This is a genomic window from Nitrosomonas sp., assembly GCF_040256045.1.
Lineage (GTDB): Bacteria > Pseudomonadota > Gammaproteobacteria > Burkholderiales > Nitrosomonadaceae > Nitrosomonas.
On record NZ_JBDZWD010000020.1, the window covers coordinates 24423 to 39365 of the forward strand.

At 47.7% G+C, this 14943-nt stretch carries 15 protein-coding genes and 1 tRNA gene; 14 read left to right on the top strand and 2 right to left on the bottom strand.

The annotated features are described in order from the left end of the window. Positions 1-96 precede the first annotated feature (96 nt). From infB to ABUL11_RS05575, 13 genes are all read left to right on the top strand, one after another. Positions 97-2733 carry a translation initiation factor IF-2 gene (gene infB, locus ABUL11_RS05515; protein WP_350282866.1) on the top strand — a complete coding sequence of 879 codons (2637 nt, stop codon included), beginning with the start codon at positions 97-99 and terminating at the stop codon, positions 2731-2733. Positions 2734-2783: 50 nt separating this feature from the next. Beyond that, positions 2784-3137, top strand: coding sequence for a 30S ribosome-binding factor RbfA (gene rbfA, locus ABUL11_RS05520; protein WP_350282867.1), 354 nt, complete (start codon positions 2784-2786; stop codon positions 3135-3137). A gap of 99 nt (positions 3138-3236) precedes the next feature. Next, a complete protein-coding gene (truB, locus tag ABUL11_RS05525; protein ID WP_350282868.1) occupies positions 3237-4163 on the top strand; it encodes a tRNA pseudouridine(55) synthase TruB in 927 nt (308 codons plus the stop codon). 78 nt (positions 4164-4241) lie between these two features. Then, positions 4242-4883, top strand: a complete 642-nt coding sequence (gene ccmA / locus ABUL11_RS05530) for a cytochrome c biogenesis heme-transporting ATPase CcmA (protein WP_350282869.1) — start codon at positions 4242-4244, stop codon at positions 4881-4883. A gap of 7 nt (positions 4884-4890) precedes the next feature. Then, a complete protein-coding gene (ccmB, locus tag ABUL11_RS05535; protein WP_350282870.1) occupies positions 4891-5550 on the top strand; it encodes a heme exporter protein CcmB in 660 nt (219 codons plus the stop codon). A gap of 99 nt (positions 5551-5649) precedes the next feature. Continuing rightward, positions 5650-6393 (top strand): heme ABC transporter permease CcmC, encoded by a 744-nt coding sequence (gene ccmC, locus ABUL11_RS05540; RefSeq protein WP_350282871.1) that lies wholly within the window; start codon positions 5650-5652, stop codon positions 6391-6393. 29 nt (positions 6394-6422) lie between these two features. Beyond that, entirely contained in the window at positions 6423-6572 is a 150-nt protein-coding gene (ccmD, locus tag ABUL11_RS05545; protein WP_350282880.1) for a heme exporter protein CcmD, read from the top strand. After that, complete coding sequence (ccmE, locus tag ABUL11_RS05550) at positions 6569-7018, top strand: cytochrome c maturation protein CcmE (RefSeq protein ID WP_347888952.1); 450 nt, start codon at positions 6569-6571, stop codon at positions 7016-7018. Before ccmD ends, ccmE begins: the two co-directional genes overlap by 4 nt. 41 nt (positions 7019-7059) lie before the next feature. Next, positions 7060-9111, top strand: a complete 2052-nt coding sequence (locus tag ABUL11_RS05555) for a heme lyase CcmF/NrfE family subunit (RefSeq protein WP_350282872.1) — start codon at positions 7060-7062, stop codon at positions 9109-9111. Further along, entirely contained in the window at positions 9108-9632 is a 525-nt protein-coding gene (locus ABUL11_RS05560; protein ID WP_350282873.1) for a DsbE family thiol:disulfide interchange protein, read from the top strand. The genes ABUL11_RS05555 and ABUL11_RS05560 overlap by 4 nt, the downstream gene beginning before the upstream one ends. Before the next feature lie 7 nt (positions 9633-9639). Further along, on the top strand, positions 9640-10149 hold the full coding sequence (locus ABUL11_RS05565; RefSeq protein WP_350282874.1) for a cytochrome c-type biogenesis protein: 510 nt from the start codon (positions 9640-9642) through the stop codon (positions 10147-10149). A gap of 5 nt (positions 10150-10154) precedes the next feature. Further along, positions 10155-11489 carry a c-type cytochrome biogenesis protein CcmI gene (gene ccmI, locus ABUL11_RS05570; RefSeq protein ID WP_350282875.1) on the top strand — a complete coding sequence of 445 codons (1335 nt, stop codon included), beginning with the start codon at positions 10155-10157 and terminating at the stop codon, positions 11487-11489. Positions 11490-11520: 31 nt separating this feature from the next. Next, positions 11521-11982 (top strand): peroxiredoxin, encoded by a 462-nt coding sequence (locus tag ABUL11_RS05575; RefSeq protein ID WP_350282876.1) that lies wholly within the window; start codon positions 11521-11523, stop codon positions 11980-11982. Positions 11983-12015: 33 nt separating this feature from the next. Here the strand turns inward: ABUL11_RS05575 and ABUL11_RS05580 are convergent, their stop codons facing one another. Next, the gene (locus ABUL11_RS05580; RefSeq protein ID WP_350282877.1) at positions 12016-12999 is read right to left on the bottom strand and encodes a malate dehydrogenase; all 984 of its coding nucleotides are present in this window, start codon (positions 12997-12999) and stop codon (positions 12016-12018) included. A gap of 225 nt (positions 13000-13224) precedes the next feature. Here ABUL11_RS05580 and ABUL11_RS05585 point away from each other — a divergent pair, with 225 nt between their 5' ends. Then, the gene (locus tag ABUL11_RS05585) at positions 13225-14643 is read left to right on the top strand and encodes a dihydrolipoyl dehydrogenase (RefSeq protein ID WP_350282878.1); all 1419 of its coding nucleotides are present in this window, start codon (positions 13225-13227) and stop codon (positions 14641-14643) included. A 112-nt stretch (positions 14644-14755) separates the two neighbouring features. Here ABUL11_RS05585 and ABUL11_RS05590 read toward each other — a convergent pair. Next, positions 14756-14831, bottom strand: a tRNA-Met gene (locus ABUL11_RS05590). Positions 14832-14943: the final 112 nt, after the last annotated feature.

The following is a 14943-nucleotide window of genomic DNA, read 5'->3' on the forward strand; positions in this document are numbered from 1 at the left end:
GTGCAAGACCGAATGCTCCCCAACAGGATGCAGACGGGGGAAAAGAATGTTTACTGTGTTTTCAGATTTTTGTTGGATTTGAAGTAAAGGTTGCTGATGACTCAAATGACTGTAGAGCAATTTGCGCATGATCTGGGTATGTTACCCGGCTTGTTGCTGGAACAGCTTCAGGCTGCGGGGGTGGATAAACGTTCCGCAGCAGATTTCGTCACGGAGCAGGATAAGACCCGGCTTCTAGATTATCTTCGTAAATCGCATGGAAGCAGTGGGCCAAGAACCAGGGTTACTCTGGCGCGTAAACAAACAACAGAGATAAAACAGTCAGATAGTACAGGCAGGCCCAGGACCATCGAGGTCAAAGTCAGGAAAAAACGGGTGCTGACCAGACAAGATGAACCTGAAGTGGTCGAAAAAAGTGTGAGTGAAGAACTCGCCCCTTTGAAAATAGTTGAAACGCCGGAAACGATGGTTGTAAAGTCGGTTGTTGATGCTGAGCAGATGGCTTTGCGCGCTGAAGAAGCCCGGAAAAGATCAGAATTGATTGCTCGTCAGGCTGCTGAGCTGAAAGAAAAGCAGGAAAAAAGGAAGCAGCAGGTAGCCGTTCAGACGGGTATGAAAAAAGAATCAACCTTGGCTGAGCAGGAATCTGGACCGACACCAGCTGCCACATCAGGGTCAGCGGCTGAAATTGTATCTAAATCACCTGCGACTGGTAATGCTCCTCTAACTGCTCCAGCAACCAAGGAGCCTACTTCCCAAAAGCCGGTTGTCAAGCCGGAAGAAGGGAAGGGTGAAAAGAAAAAGAAGCCAACCAAACAACAGGATGCCTGGAAAGATGAACCGGCCAAGCGTCGTGAACCCAAAGCGCGTGGTGATCTGTCTGGGGGGCAGGGATGGCGCATGCGCAAGGATAAGCACGGTAAATACAAATCAGATGAGTTGCAATCCCAACACGCCTTTTCGGTACCTACTGAACCGGTTGTCCATGAAGTTTTGATTCCAGAAACTATTTCAGTAGGGGCTTTGGCGCAGAAAATGGCAGTCAAGGCAGCAGAGGTTATCAAGGTATTGATGAAAATGGGTAGTATGGTGACGATCAATCAGATGCTCGATCAGGAAACTGCCCTAATCGTCGTGGAGGAAATGGGCCATATTGCCAAGGTTGCTGCGCCGGATAATCCTGAATCTTTCCTGGAGGAGGTCGATGTATCTGTCGATGAAGGCCGGATGGAGCCGCGTGCTCCTGTGGTTACTGTAATGGGGCACGTTGATCATGGCAAGACCTCGTTGCTTGACTATATTCGCAGAACTCGTGTTGCAGGAGGTGAGGCCGGTGGTATTACCCAACATATTGGTGCCTATCATGTCGAAACTTCACGCGGGATGATTACATTTCTTGATACGCCAGGACATGAAGCATTTACAGCGATGCGCGCTCGCGGTGCCAAGATTACCGATGTGGTCATACTGGTTGTGGCTGCGGATGATGGTGTGATGCCCCAGACGATTGAAGCTATTCATCATGCTAAAGCAGCGAATATTCCTATTGTTGTGGCGGTCAATAAAATGGATAAGCCGGAAGCCAATTTTGATCGTATCAAGCAGGAACTGGTTAATCATGGTGTTGTTCCCGAGGATTGGGGAGGTGATGCCATGTTCATTGGTGTTTCAGCAAAAACCGGTCTGGGAATCGATGAATTGCTGGAAGCAGTGTTATTGCAGGCTGAAGTACTGGAACTCAAAGCTGTCAGAGAGGCGCCAGCTAAGGGTGTGGTGATCGAGTCTCGGCTGGATAAGGGACGTGGCCCGGTTGCAACGATTCTGGTTCAATCTGGTACTTTGAGACGGGGTGATGCGGTTCTGACCGGAGCCGTGTTTGGAAAAATCAGGGCCATGCTGAACGAGCGGGGTAAATCTATTAGTGAAGCGAGCACTTCGATTCCCGTCGAGATACAGGGATTGTCAGAAGTTGCGGTTGCAGGAGAAGTATTTATCGCACTGGATGATGAGCGCAAGGCTCGCGAGATTGCTCTTTTTCGCCAGGGTAAATTCCGTGATGTGCGACTGGACAAGCTTCAGGTGGCAAAAATGGAGGATGTATTCGGTCAGCATGAGGACATCAGTACACTTAACCTGATCATCAAGGCGGATGTACAGGGATCTTGCGAAGCGCTGATCTATGCATTGAAGAAGCTGGAAACCGATGAAGTAAAAATCGATATCGTGCATAGTGGAGTGGGAGCGATCATCGAATCCGATATCAATCTGGCTCTGGCATCCAAGGCTGTTGTCATCGGGTTCAACTGTCGTGCTGATCTGGGAGCACGCAAACTGATCGCTTCAACCGGGGTGGATGTACGCTACTACAACATCATTTACGAAGCGGTTGATGAAGTCAAAAAAGCATTGTCAGGAATGATGATGCCGGAGCGCAAGGAAAAAATCCTGGGTATGGTCGATATTCGTGAAATTTACCGGATATCCAAGGTCGGAGTTGTGGCCGGTTGTTATGTGCTCGAAGGATTGATCAAACGTGATGCGTTGGTAAGAGTATTGCATGATGGTGTAGTCATCCATAGTGGTAGTCTGGATTCTCTGAAAAGATTCAAAGAGGATGTTCGGGAGGTGAAATCCGGTTTCGAATGCGGACTTTCATTGAAGAACTTTAATGATATTCAGCAAGGTGATCAGATCGAGGTGTATGAGATTGTTGAAACTGCTCGTGTGCTGTGACGGGGCATTTTGTGAAAGGAGCGGTTCTCCGGATTGAAGAGGAGGTGATCATGTCCAGGGATTTTTCGCGTACTGTACGAGTGGCTGACCAGATTCAGCGTGAGTTGGCTTTGCTGATCCAGAATGAGATTATGGATCCAAGAGTCGGAATGGTGACACTGACCGGGGTGGAAGTAACGCGTGATTATGCCTATGCCAAAGTTTTCTACACTACTTTAGGCGGGGATGGAAATATCCAGCTTACTGAAGAAGGATTGAAGCACGCGGCTGGTTTTCTGCGCAGCCAACTGGCTGACAAAATCAGACTGAGAGTCATTCCGCAGCTGCAATTCGTTTACGATGAATCAGTCGAACGCGGTATGAAACTTTCTCGGCTGATCGATGAGGCTGTAGGTAAAGTTTGACCTTGAAGGTTGATCTTGAATCCCGCCGCTTCGATCTTCTGATTTAACTTACAGTAAGGTTTCCCCCTGTTCCAATCTGCCAGTATCAGCGGAGTTTTGTTGCTCAACAAACCTTCTGGTGTTTCATCTAATCGAGCACTTCAGATCAGTAAGCGTTTATTGTCGGCTGCCAAGGCAGGGCATACCGGGACATTGGATCCGATGGCACAGGGGTTGCTGCCAGTCTGCCTTGGTGAGGCTACTAAATTTTCTTCTACTTTATTAGGTGTAGATAAAACTTATGTGGCATCCCTCAGACTTGGCTATATCAGCACCACGGGAGATGCCGAAGGTGAAATCAGACAGGTGGTTGATTCTGATGTAAATCCGCCTGATTTCGGGCAAGTGACCAGGATTCTGCAAACATTTCTCGGTCGATCCAGTCAGATTCCACCTATGTTCAGCGCACTGAAACAACATGGTAAACCACTTTACCGGTATGCTCGCGAGGGGATTACGGTTGAGCGCAAAGCGCGGGAAATCGTAATTCATGCTGTGTCACTTGGTACTTTGTCAGGTTTTGAGATGACAATTACGGTGCGATGCAGTTCAGGTACATATGTCCGAACACTGGCTGAGGATATCGGGAAGGCGCTTGGCTATGGCGGTGCCTATCTCACAGCGCTTTCCCGTATCAGTGTCGGTCATTTTGATTTATCTCAGGCCTGTGATCTGGATCAGCTCGAATCCGAGACATCCACCAATCGTCAGAGATTTTTATACCCGATCGACAGTCTTTTAAACGATATTCCTTCCATGGTACTTGATGATCATGAGGCGTTGCGTTTGCGACAAGGGCAGAGAATCAGGAAAAATTTGTGTCGATATGGATTGCCGGACACCACGCAATTGAAGTTATACGATGATCGCAATGTTTTTCTTGGCCTCGGTGAACGGATCGATCCTGAAATCATTGTGCCTAGAAGAATGATTTCATTACATGAAGCTGTTACGAGTGTGGTAGCCGGTCCGGTGGATTTACAGTAAATCCCGATGTGATTTCTATTGTCTGATGAGCAGCGACGATACCAGGCGGACAGCAATACGCTATAATCTCCCACTTTTATGACCGCAGCCCAATCACCGATCGAGATGCTGACAGCCAGGAACCTGGAGTGTATACGGGGAGAGCACAGACTTTTCAGTAATCTCTCTTTTTCCGTGAATCCCGGTGAGTTGATGTTTGTGGGTGGCCCCAACGGCAGCGGCAAAACCAGTCTGCTCAGATTGTTGTGCGGATTATCTTTGCCTGATGATGGTGAAATTTACTGGAATGGAACTGATATCCGGGAGCTGGGGGGGGATTATCGCGACGTGATGACTTACTTGGGACATCTGGGAGGCATCAAGGATGATCTGACAGCTATCGAGAATCTGCGGATATCTTGTGCACTGGCCGGTTGCGAGATCGATGAGGATCAGGCGGCAGATGCATTGGGGCAGATCGGGCTGGCTGGACGTGAAATGCTGCCCGCCAGAGTGTTATCTCAGGGACAACGGAGGAGAGTGGCTTTGGCTCGCTTGCTGGTAGCCCGAACCAAGCTGTGGATCCTGGATGAACCCCTGACTGCTTTGGATGTTGCAGCGGTAGAACTGATCAAAGGCATACTGGAGCATAATCTGGCAGAAGGAGGTATGGTTATCATGACTACCCATCAGGAGATCGTTATGAGTACAGTGACGATCCATCATCTGGTCTTGTCCTGACCCAGATATGATCTGGTGGATAATCAAGCGGGATTTGTTGCTGGCAATGCGTCGACGTTCCGACGTACTGACGACTCTGTTCTTTTTTGTCATCGTTGTCAGCCTGTTCCCGCTGGGGGTGGGGCCTGAGGTTAATACGCTGCGGATAATGGCCTCAGGTGTGGTATGGGTGGCTGCTTTGCTGGCTTCGATGTTGTCACTGGATCGTATGTTTTCCAGTGATTATGCGGATGGCACCTTGGAGCAGATGCTGCTTTCTCCGGCTTCTCTGTCTGCGCTGGTTATGGGTAAAGCGATATCACACTGGCTGGTGACCGGGGTTCCGTTGGTGTTGATGGCGCCGGTATTGGGGATCCAGTACGATTTGCCGGTAGAAGCATTGATTGTGCTGACGCTCTCGCTGCTGTTGGGAACGCCTGTGCTGAGTCTGATTGGCGCAATCGGTGCTGCGCTGACATTGGGGCTGAGGGGAGGGGGGGTGCTGGTATCGATACTGGTTCTGCCGCTCTATATTCCCGTGTTGATTTTTGGAACGGGCGCAGTTGAGGCAAGTACTGCCGGGATGGGGTTCGGAGCACATTTTTCGATACTGGGTGCATTTTTGCTGGTTTCCATCGTTTTTTCACCCTGGGCGACTGCTGCATCTCTCCGGATTTCCATGGGCTGATCTCAGCAGTCATAATCGCAAGCAACGGGTGATGAAGTATTTGGTGAGGTAAACACGTAATTTCGTTTGCCGGATTAATTCAGAGAGAATATTCAGGATATGACAATCAATTGGTTTAAATATGCTTCTCCCGCGAGTTTTTATTTTCTAGCGGGAAGGATGATTCCCTATTTTTCCATTGCGGCAACCCTCTTTCTGATCGTAGGTCTGTACATTGCTTTTTTTTCTGCCCCGACTGATTTTCAGCAGGGTGAGGCCTACCGGATTATTTTTATCCATGTTCCAGCTGCCTGGATGTCGATGTTTTTGTATGTAGTCATGGCATTCTGGGCCGGGATAGGACTGGCGTTCAATACCCGGCTTTCATCCATGATGGCAAGTGCTATAGCACCGACTGGTGCCATGTTTGCTTTTCTTGCTTTATGGACGGGAGCATGGTGGGGTAAACCGATGTGGGGAACATGGTGGGTCTGGGATGCCCGCTTGACTTCCGAATTGATCTTGTTTTTTTTGTATATTGGTTTTATGTCATTACAGGCGGCAATCGATGATCCAAGGCGTGCAGACAAAGCTGGGGCTGTCATTGCATTGGTCGGTGTGGTTAATGTTCCGATTATTTATTTTTCGGTTCAGTGGTGGAATACGCTGCATCAGGGTGCTTCGGTCAGCCTGATTCAATCACCCAAAATGGCAACCGCCATGCTGTCAGGTATGTTGATCATGGTGTTGGCGGCATGGATGTACTCGATCGTAATGATTCTGATTCGGGCCCGTCTCATCATTCTGGAGCGTGAACGTCACACGGCGTGGGTGTCGGAATTGAAAGAAGGAGTGTTGGAATGAAGTGGGAGAGCGTATCAGATTTTTTTGCCATGGGAGGGTATGGCCTTTATGTATGGGGATCTTATCTTGTTGCGATACTGTGCGTAATCGGTGAGGTTGTCTGGATCCGTATTCGCAGGCGAACTTTATACAAGCATCTCGGTCTGAGAAAGGGATCAATTCTGCGAGGAGAGAAATGAAGCCACGTCATAAAAAAATGGCTGTTATTGCATTGAGCGTCAGTGCTTTGACAGTTGCAGTCGTGTTGGTACTGAACGCATTTCAGAGTAATCTGGTTTTTTTCTTCAGTCCCAGTCAGGTGGCTGCGAAAGAAGCCCCTATCGGAAAGAGTTTCAGGATAGGCGGTCTGGTGGAAGAAGGCTCACTCAAGAGGGAGGGAGATGGTACCACTCTGAATTTTGCCATAACCGACACTGCTGAAGTCATTCGAGTGGTTTATACAGGGATTCTTCCCGACCTGTTTAAAGAAGGGAAAGGTGTCGTGGCACAAGGAAAAATGGCAGATGACGGTATTTTCTATGCTGATGAAGTGCTTGCCAAACACGATGAAAATTACATGCCGCCTGAAGCTGCCAGTGCACTGGAGCAAGCAGCCAAAGCACAGAAGACCTCACTTGTGCAGTAAGTTCGTTTATTTTGTAATTTAACAAGGGATAACTTCAAACCATGATTCCGGAACTTGGTAACTTTGCCCTCATCCTTGCAATGCTGCTGGCCCTGATCCAGGGAACACTGCCCATCATTGGTGCGACACGTGGTATACCTTCATGGATCGCTTTGGCACGCCCGGTCACACAGGGGCAGTTTGTGTTTATCGCTATTGCTTTCGGGTGCCTTGCCTACTCGTTCGTAAATAATGATTTCTCTGTATTGAACGTGGCATCCAACTCGAATTCTGATCTTCCTGTACATTTCCGTTTTGCTGCAACATGGGGATCTCATGAGGGTTCATTATTGCTATGGGTGACCATGCTTGCTGGCTGGTCTGTGGCTGTAAGTGTTTTCAGTCGCCAGTTGCCGGACGATATGGTAGCTCGTGTTCTGGGTGTGCTGGGGCTGGTCAGTGCCGGTTTTCTGCTATTTCTTTTGTTTACCTCCAACCCTTTTGACAGGTTGTTGCCAGCAGCGATCGAAGGGAATGATCTCAATCCACTACTGCAGGATCCGGGAATGGTTATGCATCCGCCCATGTTGTATATGGGATATGTAGGCTTTTCAGTGGCGTTTGCATTTGCAATTGCAGCACTACTTAACGGCCAGTTAGATGCCGCTTGGGCGAGATGGTCACGTCCATGGACCATTGTTGCCTGGATTTTCCTGACTATTGGCATTATGGGCGGCAGCTGGTGGGCATATTATGAGCTGGGATGGGGCGGCTGGTGGTTCTGGGATCCGGTTGAAAATGCATCATTTATGCCTTGGCTGGTGGGTACTGCACTGATACATTCACTGGCCGTCACCGAAAAACGTGGTAGTTTCAAGAGCTGGACTGTATTACTTGCAATTACTGCTTTCTCACTGAGTTTATTAGGGACTTTCCTGGTTCGTTCCGGGGTTCTGACTTCCGTACATGCTTTTGCAACAGATCCGGCACGCGGGATATTTATCTTGATCTATCTTTCGCTGGTCGTGGGGTGTTCATTGGTACTGTTCGCATGGCGGGCATCGAAAGTAGGCCTTGGTGGCAATTTTGAAATCATTTCACGTGAAACTACTCTGCTTGCCAATAATGTATTGCTGCTGGTAGCTGCGGGCAGTGTATTGTTGGGCACACTTTATCCTCTCCTGATCGATGCATTGGATCTGGGGAAAATTTCTGTAGGCCCTCCTTATTTTGAGGCCGTTTTTGTGCCTTTGATGGCCCCGGCAATCTTTCTGATTGGATTAGGGCCGATTGCCCGCTGGAAAAAAGCCAGCCTGCCAGCTCTAGCGGTACTGATGAGATGGGCATTCATTTTGAGTCTGGTAGCGGCAGGGATTATGCCGTTCATCATGGGTGAGTGGAAACCTATGGTGAGCTTTGGCTTACTTCTGGCTTTCTGGGTCGTAGCCAGTGTACTTGTCAGTATTAAACACCGACTCCGGAACAGTGGTGAGGGTGGGTTGTTCGCCAAACTGGCGAAACAGCCAAGAGGGTATTACGGTATGCACTGTGCGCATCTGGGTATTGCAGTATTTGTCATCGGGGTGACGTTGGTCAATGGTTATGAAACCGAGAAAGATGTACGTATGGAAATCGGCAGTACCGTGACACTCAAGGAATATACTTTTCAATTCAATGGAACCAAACCAGTTACTGGTCCTAATTACAATGCATCCCAGGGACAGGTCGAGGTATTCAGGGAAGGTAAAAAGATAAGTGAGTTGCAGCCCGAGAAAAGAACCTATACCGCGTCAGGTATGCCTATGACTGAGGCAGCGGTTGACATGGGATTGTTGCGTGATTTGTATGTGGCACTGGGTGAGCCGTTAGAGAACGGCGCTTGGATAGTTCGTGTTTACCACAAGCCCTTCGTTAATTGGATATGGCTGGGGTGTATGTTGATGGCTTTAGGAGGAGCTCTGGCTGCCAGCGATCGACGTTACCGTCTCACAATCAGCAAGAAATCGAGGAAGAGGGCAGATTCAGAATCAAGAGTACCGGAAGCTGCAGATATACCAACCGGAAATATAGTTACTAATTCAGTTGCCCTTTCAGAGGAAGGTGGTAAGGTATGATGCGCTTTCTGCTACCTCTCGTGGCATTTGTAATACTGGTGATATTTTTAGGGGTTGGCCTGACTTTGAATCCGCGTCAGGTTCCCTCTCCGCTAGTAGATAAACCCGCACCTGCTTTCCGCCTGCAGCAGCTCTACGATACCAGTAAGACTCTCTCTTCCGAAGAAAATCTTGGAAAAGTATGGATGCTGAATGTTTGGGCGTCCTGGTGTGTTGCCTGTCGTGATGAGCATCCTATATTGGTTGAGCTCTCAAAACTAGGTATCGTTCCTATTTATGGTCTGAATTACAAGGATCAGCGCGATACCGCCATGCAATGGCTCAAACAATTTGGTAACCCTTATGAAATGAGTATCGTTGATGCAGATGGTAAGGTTGGTATCGATTATGGTGTTTACGGTGTACCGGAGACTTACGTAATTGATAAACAGGGAATTATCAGGTACAAGCACATTGGCCCGGTAACAGTCGAATCGCTGAAAAACAAAATTCTTCCTTTAATCCAGGAACTGAAAGGTTGAGCTGGTCATGATGAAACGATTGATACATACACAGATTAGTTCGCTGAAGCATTATCTGATGGTATTGATTCTGTCTTTTATGTCTTTGCAGGGCTATGCAGCAACTGAAGCAGTGCCTGTTGCAGAAGATCTTGAGCTTGAGAAGCGCTTGGTGGATCTGGCAGAAAATCTTCGTTGTCTCGTATGTCAGAATGAGTCACTGGCCGCATCTCGTGCAGATTTTGCCAATGACATGAGGCGTGAAATCCGGGAACAGATGCGAATGAATAAAAGTGATGAGGAAATCGTAGAATTTCTGGTTGCCCGTTATGGCGATTTTATACTTTTCAATCCTCCCTTTAAATCAACAACCTGGCTATTATGGTTTGGTCCATTCACCTTATTTCTAGGCGGTGGTGCTGCTCTCATTTTTTATTTGCGTCGTCGTCGTATTCAGATAAATGAAAAGGACTCGCCGTTAACTGAAAGTCAGCGTCTTCGAGCCGAATCCCTTATCAAAGAAATAAACAAGGATTAAAGTATATGACCGCATTCTGGGTGGTGGCCGGTATATTTATCGTAGTAGCATTATTGTTCGTGATTCCGGTATTACTAAGAGGCAAAAGAAACCAATCCCGGGAACAGATTGAACGTCAAGCTGCGAATATTACTATTTACCGTGACCAGCTTGCAGAACTGGATCGGGATTTACGTGATGATACCCTTTCCAGAGAACAGTATGATTCCAGTAAACAGGAGCTGCAGAAACGAATGTTGCTGGATTTATCTGAAAATGGTGACCCTGTTGCTACCTCTTTTGTCTCAACTGGGCGCTATGGTGTCGTTGCGGGTGTCATCGTTACCCTGATAATTCCGCTTGCAGCTATCTATCTCTATCTGGTTATTGGGGATACACGAGGGCTGCTGCCTCAATCACAACTGGCTAACGCTACCCAGTTCGCTCAGAATGAGGCAGGAGGAGAGGAAGGGCATATCGATATCAATTCAATGGTTGAGAGTCTTGCAGCACGTCTCAAAGAAAATCCGGAGGATATAGAGGGTTGGGTAATGCTCGGACGTTCTTATGCAATCATGGAGCGCTTTGATGATGCCAGTGCAACCTATGCCAAGCTGGTTCAAATGGTTCCGGATAATCCCCAGTTTCTGAGTGACTATGCAGATATGCTGGCCATGATTAATAATGGCAGTTTATTGGGTAAACCTGCTGAGATGATTACCAGAGCACTTGCTATCGATCCTAATTTTCCCAAGGCACTGGCTCTGGCCGGTACTCTCGAATTTGAACAGGATAAGTTTGATCAGGCAATTATCTACTGGGAACGCCTGTTAGGTGCCATACCTGCTGATTCGAAACTTTACAAGTCAGTGAGTGACAGTATCGAACAGGCTAAATCTCTGGCGATGAGGGGTAAGGGTGAGTCCGCTCCTATACAACTCACCGAGAATTCAAATGTGGGGACTGATGTTACAGAGAAATCACCCTCTGTAGAAAAGCAGGAAACTTCTGCCGGTGTGCCAAGTATCTCGGGTTCGGTAACGCTGGATCCCTCTCTGGCTGACAAAATTTCTCCGAGTGATACGCTCTTCGTTTTTGCAAGAGCCAGTCAGGGACCCAAAATGCCCCTGGCAATCTTGAGACTGAATGCCAGAGATATTCCTGTTTCATTTAAGCTTGATGACAACATGGCCATGACTCCTGCGATGAAACTTTCCAGTTTTCCGGAAGTAGTCGTAGGAGCGAGGATCAGTAAAACCGGGCAGGCCATTCCTGCCAGTGGGGATCTGGAAGGCCATAGTGCCCCTGTAAAAATTGGTGATGGAGATGTTTCCATTACGATTGATCACGTCGTTCCGTAAATTTTAACCACTGATAGAACCTGTATTCTTTATGTCTGATGATCTGATTCCGGATTTTGAGCTGCCTTCCACAGGTAATAAGCAATTTCGTCTGTCAGACGTAAAGAGCAAATACCTGATTATTTTCTTTTACCCTAAAGACGATACTCCTGGCTGTACCAGCGAAAGTCAGCAATTCAGGGATCTGTATCCGGAATTTGTAAAGAACGGGTGTGAAATTGTTGGTATTTCTCGCGATAATCTGAAATCCCACGATAAATTCAGAGAAAAGTACGATTTACCTTATGATTTATTGAGTGACAGTGATGAGGCAGTATGTAAGCAGTTTGGTGTGATGAAGATGAAAAATATGTATGGTAAACAGGTACGTGGAATAGAGCGCAGTACCTTTATATTGGATCGGGATGGCAAAGTGTACAGGGCATGGCGAGGTGTCAAGGTTCCAGGACATGCCGAGGAAGTTCTGGCGTTTATCAAATCAGTTACAGCCTGATATTCGTTGTCAGCGGAAGCGAGCTTTGTCGTTTCAGGGTAACAGATGCCTGATTGAATCCAGTTCCCGGGTCAATTCGTTATAAGCAGTATCCAACCTGGTACGAGAGAATGGGCTGATTTCAAGCCCTTGCACAATCTCCCTTCTACTATCTTTACAAACTACTGGGAATCCATAAATTACGCCTTCGGGTATTTTATAGCTGCCATCAGACAAAATGCCCATTGTAGTCCAATCATCGTTTCTGGTTCCAAGAATCCAGTCACGCATATGATCAATAACGGCGTTTGCTGCGCTGGCTGCGCTGGACAGGCCGCGAGCCTCGATTACCACAGCACCCCGGTTTTGGATAGTAGGAATGAAACTGTTTTCAACCCAGGCTTGATCTTTGATGAGATCGATCACTTTCAGATGATCGATCTCTGCATGAAATAAATCAGGAAACTGTGTAGAAGAATGATTACCCCACACGATTATTTTTCTAATGTGGCTGACTGGCTGGTTCAGCTTCATGGCAACTTGCGATAGCGCTCGATTGTGATCAAGCCTGAGCATTCCAGAAAAATTCTCTGGCGGCAGATCTGGTGCATTCTTCATGGTAATGAGAGTATTGGTATTAGCAGGATTTCCTACTACCAGAATTTTTGCATCCCGTTTTACTACCTGGTTCAGAGCTCTGCCTTGTTCTCTGAAAATTTCGCCATTAGCTTGCAGTAAATCCTTGCGCTCCATACCCTTACTGCGTGGGCGTGCTCCAACCAGTATTGCGATATCAGCCTGATCAAATGCTATCATCGGATCATGCGTTACGATAACGTCCGTCAATAATGGAAAAGCACAATCCTGAAGCTCCATGAGAACGCCATTTAGTACCTTTCCCGATTCCGGGATATCGAGGAGCTGAAGAATTACGGGTTGACTGCCACCCAGCATTTCTCCGGCGGCAATTCTGAATAATAGGCTGTAGCTGATTTGTCCTGCTGCGCCGGTGACGGCAATACGAATGGGTGAAGACACCAAATCCTGCTCCTTGAGTATTTGATATATTTCCCAGTGGGAAAAGAGACCGGGTAGAAAAATAGGTAGGAATTATACCGGCAAATCTCAATATCAAGAAAGGTAAGCATCATTCGGACCGTAACTTTGTTGGGGGTTGAGAGTGAAAAATAACAGAAAGGGTTTGAATACAGAAATCACAATACACTTTTTATATACTAAATAAATTATCTGGGTCGTAGCGCTATGCATAAATTTGATGTGGTAATTATTGGTGCAGGCAGTGCTGGTTTATCTGCTCTGCGCGAAGTAAGAAAACGCACTGATAACTTCATATTGATCAATGAAGGTCCATGGGGAACTACCTGTGCCCGGGTGGGTTGCATGCCTTCCAAATTGTTGATCGAAGCCGCTAATGCTTTTCATCGGCGAATCAGTTTCAATGAATTCGGCATTACGGGTGCAGATCAGTTGGGAGTGGATCATAAACGGGTTCTGCAGCGTGTGCGCAGACTACGGGACGATTTTGTCACCAGTACACTTGGAGCAACCAGGGAATTGGGTGAGCAGGCGATATCAGGCCGTGCTCATATTCTTTCTCCACATCAGGTAATGGTTAATGGTGAAAAATTTCATACTCGTAAAATCATCATTGCAACCGGTTCCCGGCCCGTTATACCGGAGCCCTGGCAGAGTCTTGGTAAACGTTTGCTTACGACAGATACGCTGTTTGAACTGGATACTTTACCAGAACGCATCGCTGTTATCGGTATGGGGCCGGTAGGTCTGGAAATGGCGCAGGCGCTATCCAGGCTGGGTGTGCGTGTTAGCGGCTTTGGCTCCGGTAGAATGATCGGCGGTATTACTGATCCTCTCATCAATCAGACAGCAGTGACACTGTTATCTGAAGAATTTCCTTTATACCTTGGAACCAGAGCGGATATTACTGTAGATACCGATAGTGACGTGATTAAAGTCCATTCGGGTGACATCAGGATCGAGGTCGACAGTGTACTGGCTGCTTTGGGGAGGCGGCCAAACATCGATGGTATCAATCTGGAAGCATTGGGTGTGCCGCTTGACGAAAGAGGTTTGCCACCCATAAATCCTGACACTTTGCAGATTGCTGATCTGCCGGTATTCCTGGCGGGTGATGTCAATCAACGTGCTCCTTTATTGCATGAAGCTGCGGATGATGGACATATTGCCGGTTTGAATGCAACCAGAGAAAAATTGGTTCGTTTCAAACGACGTGTATCCTTGGCTATTGTATTTTCTGATCCTAATATCGCCGTGGTTGGAAAATCTTTTCGATCGCTTGAACATGAAGATATCCGGACGGGTGAAGTGGATTTCAGCCGTCAGGGGCGGGCACGTTCGGCCCAGTCTAATCGTGGTGTGCTGCGTGTGTATGCTGCTGCAAACAGTGGCCGGCTACTGGGTGCAGAAATGTGTGTGCCGGCTGGAGAACATTTTGCGCATTTGCTGGCACTGGCAATCGATCAGTCCTTGAGTGTATGGGATTTATTGCGATTGCCATTTTATCATCCGGTGCTGGAAGAAGGATTGCGTACCGCATTACGTAATCTGGCTTCGGAACTACCTGCACATAGTGAATCGGATCTGGCTGCTTGCGATCCTTTTGATGCTGAAGCGCTTGACTGAAATGTCATGTTCGAGCTTTGATGGCGAGCCAAGCTGAAATATGGCTGGCCACAGGGCCATGATAGACTGGCCGTACGGGTTATATTGCAGTGCGAGCTGAATAGATGGTGAGTGGTGGCGAATCAGGGATTTGAACCCCGGACCAACGGATTATGATTCCGCTGCTCTAACCACTGAGCTAATTCGCCATGTATCTGAACGACAGAGCGCGTATTCTGCCTTCTGCAGGCAAGGTAGTCAAGACCGTTCCTTTTCACCAGCCTTGAAATAATGAGATAAGTGTGCAGTTTGCTAGCCCTG

What these genes read in the sequence shown, in the direction of transcription:
- ccmA (WP_350282869.1), top strand. Translation starts at nt 4,242, where the DNA reads ATGACCGCAGCCCAATCACCGATCGAGATGCTGACAGCCAGGAACCTG.
- infB (WP_350282866.1), top strand. Translation starts at nt 97, where the DNA reads ATGACTCAAATGACTGTAGAGCAATTTGCGCATGATCTGGGTATGTTA.
- rbfA (WP_350282867.1), top strand. Translation starts at nt 2,784, where the DNA reads ATGTCCAGGGATTTTTCGCGTACTGTACGAGTGGCTGACCAGATTCAG.
- ccmB (WP_350282870.1), top strand. Translation starts at nt 4,891, where the DNA reads ATGATCTGGTGGATAATCAAGCGGGATTTGTTGCTGGCAATGCGTCGA.
- ccmD (WP_350282880.1), top strand. Translation starts at nt 6,423, where the DNA reads ATGGGAGGGTATGGCCTTTATGTATGGGGATCTTATCTTGTTGCGATA.
- ABUL11_RS05575 (WP_350282876.1), top strand. Translation starts at nt 11,521, where the DNA reads ATGTCTGATGATCTGATTCCGGATTTTGAGCTGCCTTCCACAGGTAAT.
- ABUL11_RS05555 (WP_350282872.1), top strand. Translation starts at nt 7,060, where the DNA reads ATGATTCCGGAACTTGGTAACTTTGCCCTCATCCTTGCAATGCTGCTG.
- ccmI (WP_350282875.1), top strand. Translation starts at nt 10,155, where the DNA reads ATGACCGCATTCTGGGTGGTGGCCGGTATATTTATCGTAGTAGCATTA.
- ccmE (WP_347888952.1), top strand. Translation starts at nt 6,569, where the DNA reads ATGAAGCCACGTCATAAAAAAATGGCTGTTATTGCATTGAGCGTCAGT.
- ABUL11_RS05565 (WP_350282874.1), top strand. Translation starts at nt 9,640, where the DNA reads ATGATGAAACGATTGATACATACACAGATTAGTTCGCTGAAGCATTAT.
- ABUL11_RS05585 (WP_350282878.1), top strand. Translation starts at nt 13,225, where the DNA reads ATGCATAAATTTGATGTGGTAATTATTGGTGCAGGCAGTGCTGGTTTA.
- ABUL11_RS05560 (WP_350282873.1), top strand. Translation starts at nt 9,108, where the DNA reads ATGATGCGCTTTCTGCTACCTCTCGTGGCATTTGTAATACTGGTGATA.
- ccmC (WP_350282871.1), top strand. Translation starts at nt 5,650, where the DNA reads ATGACAATCAATTGGTTTAAATATGCTTCTCCCGCGAGTTTTTATTTT.